This window comes from Streptomyces sp. M-16 (genome assembly GCF_052114405.1).
Classification (GTDB): domain Bacteria; phylum Actinomycetota; class Actinomycetes; order Streptomycetales; family Streptomycetaceae; genus Streptomyces.
In genome coordinates, this window is record NZ_JBFRER010000217.1 from 1 (window position 1) to 7,800 (window position 7,800).

Consider the following 7,800-nt stretch of genomic DNA (forward strand, 5'->3'; position numbering starts at 1 on the left):
CACCACACAGGTTACGTCTTGTCGCTGACCGGGCGTCAGACCGCCCGGCCGGTGGCGAGGTCTCCCACCGCGGCGACCCCGACCACGGTTCCGGTGCTCTTGGAGGACTTCCGCAGCCGCCCCTCCAGCCAGGAGGCGCAGCTGGTGAGGGCGAAGTTCACGCCGATGTAGATAAGCGCGATCACCACGAGCGAGGCGATGGTGTTGCTGTAGTTCGCCGAGATCTGGCGGTTCGCCGCGAGCAGTTCGGTGAGGCCGAGCAGCGAGCCGCCGAGGGCCGTGTCCTTGAGGATCACCACGAGCTGGCTGACCAGGGCCGGAAGCATCGCGGTGACGGCCTGGGGGATCAGCACGTGGAACATGGTCTGGCCCTTGCGCATGCCGATCGCCTTGGCGGCGTCGGTCTGGCCGCGCGGCAGGGAGAGCACGCCCGCCCGGACGATCTCGGCGATCACCGAGGCGTTGTACAGGACCAGGCCGATGATCACGGCATAGAGGGGCCGGACCTCCGACTCGACCGCGGTGAACTTCACGAGGAAGGCCGAGCCGAAGATCATCAGCATCAGCACCGGGATGGCGCGGAAGAACTCGACGACCGTGCCGACCGGCACGCGCACCCAGGCGTGGTCCGACAGCCTGCCGACACCCAGCAGGGCACCCAGGGGGAGGGCGATCACCATGGCGATCGCGCCGGCCTTCAGGGTCTCCAGCAGGCCGGGTATGAGGAAGGTCGTCCAGACCCGGCTGTCGGTGACGAAGGGGGTCCACTTGTCGGCGTCGAGCTGGCTCTTCTCCGCCATGCGGGCCAGGATCCACCAGGCGGCGAGCGCGAAGAGGACCAGGAAGACACCAGTGTAGATCCAGTTGCGCGCCTTGGCCTTGGGGCCCGGCACGTCGTACAGCACGGAGTTCATCGCTTCACCGCCACGCGCTTGGCCACCCAGCCCAGCAGCAGCCCGGTGGGCAGGGTCAGCAGACAGAAGCCGAGGGCGAAGATCCCGAAGACGGCGAAGAGCGCGTCCGACTCGTTCTCGACCATTTCCTTCATCAGCAGGGCCGCTTCGGCCACGCCGATGGCAGCAGCCACCGTGGTGTTCTTGGTGAGTGCGATCAGCACGTTGGCGAGCGGCGCGATGACCGCCCGGAAGGCCTGGGGGAGCACGATCAGGGTGAGCACCTGGAAGAAACTCAGCCCCAGCGCCCGGGCGGCCTCGGCCTGGCCGACGGGCACGGTGTTGATGCCCGAGCGCAGCGCCTCGCAGACGAACGTGCCGGTGTAGGCGACCAGTCCGAGGATGGCGAGCCGGAAGCCGGTCTCCTTGGAGGTGTCGCCGCCCAGGTTGATCGTGAGGGTCTGGAAGAGCCCCAGCGAGCACCCGATGATCAGCAGGGTCAGCGGAGTGTTGCGGATCAGGTTGACGTACGCGGTGCCGAAGGCCCGCAGCAGCGGGACCGGGCTGACCCGCATCCCGGCCAGGACGGTGCCCCAGATCAGGGAGCCCACCGCCGAGTAGAGGGTGAGCTGAACCGTCACCCAGAAGGCTCCGAGCAGGTCGTACTGCCCAGAATCAAGAAAGTCGAACACGTTGCCCTGCGCTCTCCCCAGAGTGGCCGGTGGGGCGCGCCGCCGCCCGCGGACGGGCGGGCGGAAATCAGCTGCCTTCGGTGATCTGCGGGGCAGGCTCGTTCTTGTAGTCGGCCGGGCCGAGGTTCTTCTTCACGGCCGCCTCCCAGGAGCCGTCCGAGACCATCTTCCTGAGCGCGGCGTTGATCTTGGTCTGGAGCTCCTTGTCGCCCTTCTTCAGACCGATGCCGTAGTTCTCGTTGCTCATCTTCAGACCGACGAGCTTGAACTTGCCCTTGTTCTTCTCCTGCGCGGCGTAGCCGGCCAGGATCGAGTCGTCCGTGGTCAGCGCGTCAACGGCCTTGTTCTCCAGGCCCGTCAGGCACTCGGAGTAGCCCGGGAACTCCTGCAGGTCGGCGTCCTTGGCCAGGTCCTTCTTGACGTTCTGCGCCGAGGTGGAGCCGGTGACGGAGCAGAGCTTCTTCTTGTTGAGGTCCTCGACCTTGGTGATGCTGCTGTCGTCGGTGCGGACCAGCAGGTCCTGGTGGGCCAGGAAGTACGGGCCCGCGAAGTCGACCTTCGCCTTGCGCTTGTCGTTGATCGAGTAGGTCGCGGCGATGAACTTCACGTCGCCGTTGGAGATCAGGTTCTCGCGCTCGGCGCTGACGGCCTGCTTCCACTCGATCTGGTCCGGCTGGTAGCCCAGCTCCTTGGCCACGTACGTGGCCACGTCCACGTCGAAGCCGGTGTACTTGCCGTCGGGGGTCTTCAGGCCGAGGCCGGGCTGGTCGAACTTGATGCCGATGACGATCTTGTTCGACTTGGCGCCGCCCGACGCGCCCGCGTCGGAGGCCGAGTCCTTCGAGCCGCCGCCACAGGCGGTCGCGGTCAGGGCGAGGACGACGGCCGTGGCGGCGGCCGCGCCGACCTTGAGAACCTTCATGGTGAACTTCCCTCGGATGAGACGTTGTTGGACGACGAGCGGGGCACGTCGTGGCGACGGCGTGCGCCGTCGACCGGATCACTACCAGACGCGGGCGTCAGTGGTGCAGGATCTTCGACAGGAAGTCCTTGGCGCGGTCGCTGCGCGGGTTGCTGAAGAACTGCTCGGGCGTGGCCTGTTCGACGATCTTTCCGTCGGCCATGAAGACGACCCGGTTGGCGGCGGAGCGGGCGAAGCCCATCTCGTGCGTGACGACGACCATCGTCATGCCCTCGGCCGCGAGCTGCTGCATGACCTCCAGCACCTCGTTGATCATCTCCGGGTCGAGCGCCGAGGTGGGCTCGTCGAAGAGCATCACCTTCGGCTCCATCGCGAGCGCCCTGGCGATCGCGACGCGCTGCTGCTGGCCTCCGGACAGCTGGGCCGGGTACTTGTCGGCCTGCGAGCCGACGCCCACCCGGTCGAGCAGCGACTTCGCCCGCTCCAGGGCGGTCGCCTGGTCCGTCTTGCGGACCTTGAGCTGACCCAGCATCACGTTCTGCAGCACCGTCTTGTGCGCGAACAGGTTGAACGACTGGAAGACCATGCCCACGTCGGCGCGCAGCCGGGCCAGTTCCTTGCCCTCGGCCGGCAGCGGCTTCCCGTCGAGCGTGATGCTCCCCGAGTCGATCGTCTCCAGCCGGTTGATCGTCCGGCACAGCGTGGACTTGCCCGATCCCGAAGGACCGATCACCACGACGACCTCACCGCGGGCAATGCTCAGATCGATGTCCTGAAGCACGTGCAGCGCGCCGAAGTGCTTGTTGACGTTGCTCAGTACGACCAGGCCGTCCGCGGCTCCCGCCGCGTCCTGAACGTCCTTGGTCACTGATACTCCGCTCATCGGCTTCTTGCTCCGTCCTCCGTCGGTTGGGAGGACAGTAGTGACGGGTTGCGCACAGCGTCATCACATCTGAGGGAGAATTGAGCATAACGATCCGGCCTCGCGCCGATACGCTCCGTACGTGACGCCCGCCCCCGGCACGCTCCGCCCGTACCGGGTGGATAACAGAAGACTCGCCGGACCGGAACCCCCTTGACGTGGGACTCTTCATGGGCGTGGATGCAGGGTGCCCATGTACACATCCAGGAATCGAGGAAGGGGGACGCCATGAGACTGCTGCTCGTCGAGGACGATGACCACGTCGCCGCCGCCCTGTCCGCGATCCTCGCCCGGCACGGCTTCCAGGTGACCCACGCCCGCAACGGCGAGGAGGCCCTGCAGGCGCTGCTGCCGGCCGGTGCCCCGTCCGGCGCCTCCCCCTACGGGGTGATCCTGCTCGACCTCGGCCTGCCCGACCAGGACGGCTACGAGGTCTGCGGCAAGATCCGCAAGCGCACCGCCACGCCGGTCATCATGGTCACCGCGCGGGCCGACGTGCGCTCGCGCATCCACGGCCTGAACATGGGCGCCGACGACTACGTGGTCAAGCCCTACGACACCGGCGAGCTGCTGGCCCGCATCCACGCCGTCGCCCGCCGCACCGGGGGCTCCGAGGAGTCCGCCGCCACCGCCGGCGGTAACGGCACCCCGGCGCTGGTGCGGCTCGGCCCGGTCGCCATCGAACTCCCGACCCGCCGGGTCAGCGTGAACGGCGCCGACGTGCCGCTCACCCGCAAGGAGTTCGACCTGCTGGCCCTGCTCGCGCAGCGGCCCGGCGTGGTCTTCCGCCGCGAACAGATCATCAGCGAGGTGTGGCGCACCAGTTGGGAAGGGACCGGCCGCACCCTGGAGGTGCACGTCGCCTCGCTGCGCTCCAAGCTGGGGATGCCCGCGCTCATCGAGACCGTCCGCGGGGTGGGCTACCGGCTCGTCACCCCGGCCGCGCCCTAGGGGTCCCGCCGTGCGTGCCCGGCTGCTCCCGCTCCTCGTCGTCCTCATGGCGGGGGTGCTGCTCGCGCTCGGCTTCCCCCTCGCCGTCAGCCTGGCCGCCGCCCAGCAGCAGAAGGTGGTCGTCGACCGGATCGACGACAGCGCCCGCTTCGCGGCCCTCGCCCAGTTCGTCATCGACGCCGAGGGCTCCGGTTCCACCGGCGCCGACGAGCGCCGCGACACCCTCCAGTTGGAACTCGCCCGCTACCACGAGCTGTACGGGATCCGCGTCGGGATCTTCTACCGCGACGACAACGCCATGGTCCGCTCCCCCGGCTGGTGGCAGCTCCCCGAGTCGGGGGAGGGCCGCCGGGCCTTCGAGGAGGCGCTCGCCGGCCGCCGCAGCCACGACCCCGGACAGGTGTGGCCCTGGCAGACCGACGGCAAGCTCCTCGTGGTCTCCCCGGTCGTGCTCGACGGGGACGTCGTCGCCGTCGTCGCCACCGAATCACCCACCGAACAGATGCGCGGCCAGATCCTGCGCGGCTGGCTGATCATCGCCGCCGGCCTCGCCGCCGCCATGCTGCTCGCGTTCGGCGCGGCGCTGCGCCTCACCGGCTGGGTCCTCAAGCCCGTGCGGACCCTGGACGCGGCCGCGCACGGCATCGCCACCGGCCGGATGAACTCCCGCGTCGCGGCCGCCGGCGGCCCTCCGGAACTCCGCCGCCTGGCCCGTTCGTTCAACGAGATGGCCGACAACGTCGAAGAGGTACTGGAGCAGCAGCGGGCGTTCGTCGCGGACGCCTCCCACCAGCTGCGCAACCCGCTCGCCGCACTGCTCCTGCGCATCGAGCTGCTCGCCCTCGAACTGCCCGAGGGAAACGAGGAGATCGCCTCCGTGCGCACCGAGGGCAAGCGCCTGGCCCAGGTCCTGGACGACCTGCTGGACCTGGCGCTGGCCGAGCACGCCTCCGCCGAGATCAGTCTCACCGACATCGGGGCCCTCACCGCCGAACGGGTCGCCGCCTGGCGGCCGTACGCCGAGGAGAAGGGCGTACGGATCACCGAGACGGGCCGGACCGCCGTCACCGGCTGGGCCGACCCCATCGCGCTCTCCAGCGCCCTCGACGCGGTCATCGACAACGCCCTGAAGTTCACGCCGGAGGGCGAGGAGGTGCAGGTGTCGGTCGCCGTGGAGGGCCGCAGCGCGCTCGTCGTCGTCGCCGACCGGGGGCCCGGCCTCACCGAGGAGGAGCTGCTGCGCGTCGGCGACCGCTTCTGGCGCAGCGGCCGCCACCAGAACGTCAAGGGGTCCGGGCTCGGGCTCTCCATCTCCCGCGCCCTGCTCGCCTCGGGCGGCGGGACCCTCTCCTACGCGACGAACCCTCCGCACGGGCTGCGCGTCACGGTGGCCGTCCCGCGCACCGAGCCCCACACCGGCTAGCCGGCCCGCCAGGGCAGGGTGGTGCGGGCCGGGGCGGAGGCGGCGTACGTCTCGTCGACGGCCCTCAGCTCGAAGGAGGCCGCCCGCTCGCCGCCCGCGCGGGTGACGGAGGGAAGGTGGAGGGCGGTCCCGCAGGTGCCGCCGAGGAAGCGGCGGGTGCCGTCCGGCAGCAGGCGGTGCAGCTCGTAGTGGCGGACCCGGCCCGGCGCCCGCTCCCAGGAGAGGCGGAGCTCGGCTTCCGGGCCCCGCCGGGCCGCGGCGTCGACCTTCAGGTGCGCGGGAGCGGCCGGGGGCCGATGGCGGTCGGTGTCGCGCAGCGTCAGGGCGCCGAGCCGCCAGGACACCGCCTTCTTCCCGGGCACGGTGATCCGTACGGCGAGGGCGTACGCGGTCTTCCCGGCCAGCGGCGCGAGGGCCACGCGGGAGGTCCGCCACCCCGGGCCGCGGCCCGGCCCGGCCGCCGCCAGCCAGGTGTACGGCACGGGCTCGCCGGGGCCGGCCGCCTCCCGGGTCGCGACACCGAGCTCCACCGCCGCCCCGCCGGAGTGGACCAGCTCCGCGACCGCCCCGGGGGTCAGCGCCAGCCGGGTGGCGTGCAGGCCGATCGACGCGGGTGCGGTGAGGTTCCCGGCGACGAGCAGGCTGGAGCCGCCGCGCCAGGCGTCCGCGAAGTCCAGGGTCACCGAGGGGCGCTCCCCGGCGGTGTCCACCACCCAGCGGCGGCCCGGGAGCCGGTCCTGGAGCCCGAGGTGGTTCCAGGGCGTGTCGGAGGCGACCGCGCCCCCCTCGTACCAGCGCAGTCCGTGCCCGGTGTTGAACGAGCAGCCGAAGGGCAGGGCGGCGACCGTGGACCGGTCGGCCACCGCCGTGGCCGGGGCCCGCCAGCCGGACGGGGGCTCGGGCGCGGGACGGGCCGGATCCAGGGACTCGCCCGTCCAGAACCGGTCGTCGGCCCGGTGGAAGGCGCCGGGCGAGCGGTCGGTGAGGTGGTTGCGGGTCCACTCGGGCCGGTAGAGGCCGAGGCTGACGACGTGATCGCGGTCGCGCGGGAGGATCGCGTCCCAGTCGACCCGGGTGTCCCAGCCGCGGGACTCCGTGTCCACGGCCGCCCACAGCTCGTGGCGGGAGCGGCCGAGGCGTTCGGCGAGTGCGGCCGACTCCGCCAGGCTCCGCGCGCTCCAGCGGAAGTCGACGAACAGCGAGTCGGCGACCTTCCCCGACCGGTCCTCGAAGAACTCCTGGTTGAGCGCGTTCAGGGCGCCCTGCCAGCCGACCCGGCCGGTGCTGTTCATGGCGTCGTACCAGGTGACCCGCAGCCCGTGCGGGGAGCCGGCCGCCCGCAGGGCGTGCAGGAACTCCCGGGTCCGGGTGGCGAGCGCGCCGTCCCCGCCGTCCGTCTCGGCGTTGACGAACCAGCCGTCGAAGCCGTACGCGCGGGCCACCTCGACGAGCCGCTCCGCCAGCGGGAAGCGGCCGAGGGGGTCCCGCCGGACCAGGTCGCGGGTCCACTGGAGGTCCCCGCCGTAGGCGACGGGCGGCAGGAAGACGTTCCCGAGGACGGGGACTCCGTTGCGGTGGGCGGCGTCGACCACGGGCGCGTTCGGGGCGAGGACGATGCCCTCGCCGGCGGAGCCGCCCCAGAAGACCAGCTCGTCGAGGTACGCCCAGTGGCTCAGGGCGTAGTGGTCGGCGGTCGCCGAACCCTGGGAGGGGTTGCCCGCGGTGGGGCCGAAGGAGACCAGCGCGGAGATCCGGGCCTGCCCGGCTCGGGCGCTGCGGTTGGCCGGCACCGGGGCGAACCGCCGGGCCAGCGGCACGGACGCGGTGTTGTGGGCCAGGTCCGGGTCGGACCCGGGGGACCAGTCGGCGAGGGAGCGCCACACGATGCCGGGGCCCGGGGTGCCGGAGGGGAGCGAGTCGGGGAACCAGTAGGAGGCGTACGGGGCCAGGGCGGGCGGCGGTGCGGCCGGGACGGCGCCGGGGGCAGGGGCAGGGGC

Annotated in this window: 7 protein-coding genes; 2 read left to right on the top strand and 5 right to left on the bottom strand. The window is 71.4% G+C overall.

Features of this window, described 5'->3' with window-relative positions; all coding sequences use genetic code 11:
• Window positions 1-35: 35 nt before the first annotated feature.
• The 4 genes from AB4039_RS41010 to AB4039_RS41025 form a co-directional block, all read right to left on the bottom strand.
• Window positions 36-914: an amino acid ABC transporter permease gene (locus AB4039_RS41010; RefSeq protein WP_266842778.1), complete on the bottom strand. Its 879-nt coding sequence runs from the start codon at window positions 912-914 to the stop codon at window positions 36-38.
• Window positions 911-1,585, bottom strand: coding sequence for an amino acid ABC transporter permease (locus AB4039_RS41015; RefSeq protein ID WP_266842779.1), 675 nt, complete (start codon window positions 1,583-1,585; stop codon window positions 911-913). The genes AB4039_RS41010 and AB4039_RS41015 overlap by 4 nt, the downstream gene beginning before the upstream one ends.
• A 67-nt stretch (window positions 1,586-1,652) precedes the next feature.
• Entirely contained in the window at window positions 1,653-2,507 is an 855-nt protein-coding gene (locus AB4039_RS41020) for a glutamate ABC transporter substrate-binding protein (RefSeq protein ID WP_266842781.1), read from the bottom strand.
• Window positions 2,508-2,604: 97 nt separating this feature from the next.
• Window positions 2,605-3,390 carry an amino acid ABC transporter ATP-binding protein gene (locus AB4039_RS41025; RefSeq protein WP_371676367.1) on the bottom strand — a complete coding sequence of 262 codons (786 nt, stop codon included), beginning with the start codon at window positions 3,388-3,390 and terminating at the stop codon, window positions 2,605-2,607.
• A gap of 267 nt (window positions 3,391-3,657) precedes the next feature.
• Between AB4039_RS41025 and AB4039_RS41030 the strand changes: the two genes are divergently transcribed.
• Window positions 3,658-4,380, top strand: coding sequence for a response regulator transcription factor (locus AB4039_RS41030; protein WP_266842782.1), 723 nt, complete (start codon window positions 3,658-3,660; stop codon window positions 4,378-4,380).
• Window positions 4,381-4,390: 10 nt separating this feature from the next.
• Window positions 4,391-5,803: a sensor histidine kinase gene (locus AB4039_RS41035; RefSeq protein ID WP_266842783.1), complete on the top strand. Its 1,413-nt coding sequence runs from the start codon at window positions 4,391-4,393 to the stop codon at window positions 5,801-5,803.
• On the opposite strand, the gene AB4039_RS41040 is transcribed toward AB4039_RS41035, so the two are convergent.
• On the bottom strand, window positions 5,800-7,800 hold a 2,001-nt coding region (locus AB4039_RS41040; protein ID WP_442273186.1), incomplete at its 5' end, for an endo-beta-N-acetylglucosaminidase. The two genes, AB4039_RS41035 and AB4039_RS41040, sit on opposite strands and share 4 nt — an antisense overlap.

What these genes read in the sequence shown, in the direction of transcription:
- AB4039_RS41010 (WP_266842778.1), bottom strand. Translation starts at nt 914, where the DNA reads ATGAACTCCGTGCTGTACGACGTGCCGGGCCCCAAGGCCAAGGCGCGC.
- AB4039_RS41020 (WP_266842781.1), bottom strand. Translation starts at nt 2,507, where the DNA reads ATGAAGGTTCTCAAGGTCGGCGCGGCCGCCGCCACGGCCGTCGTCCTC.
- AB4039_RS41025 (WP_371676367.1), bottom strand. Translation starts at nt 3,390, where the DNA reads ATGAGCGGAGTATCAGTGACCAAGGACGTTCAGGACGCGGCGGGAGCC.
- AB4039_RS41030 (WP_266842782.1), top strand. Translation starts at nt 3,658, where the DNA reads ATGAGACTGCTGCTCGTCGAGGACGATGACCACGTCGCCGCCGCCCTG.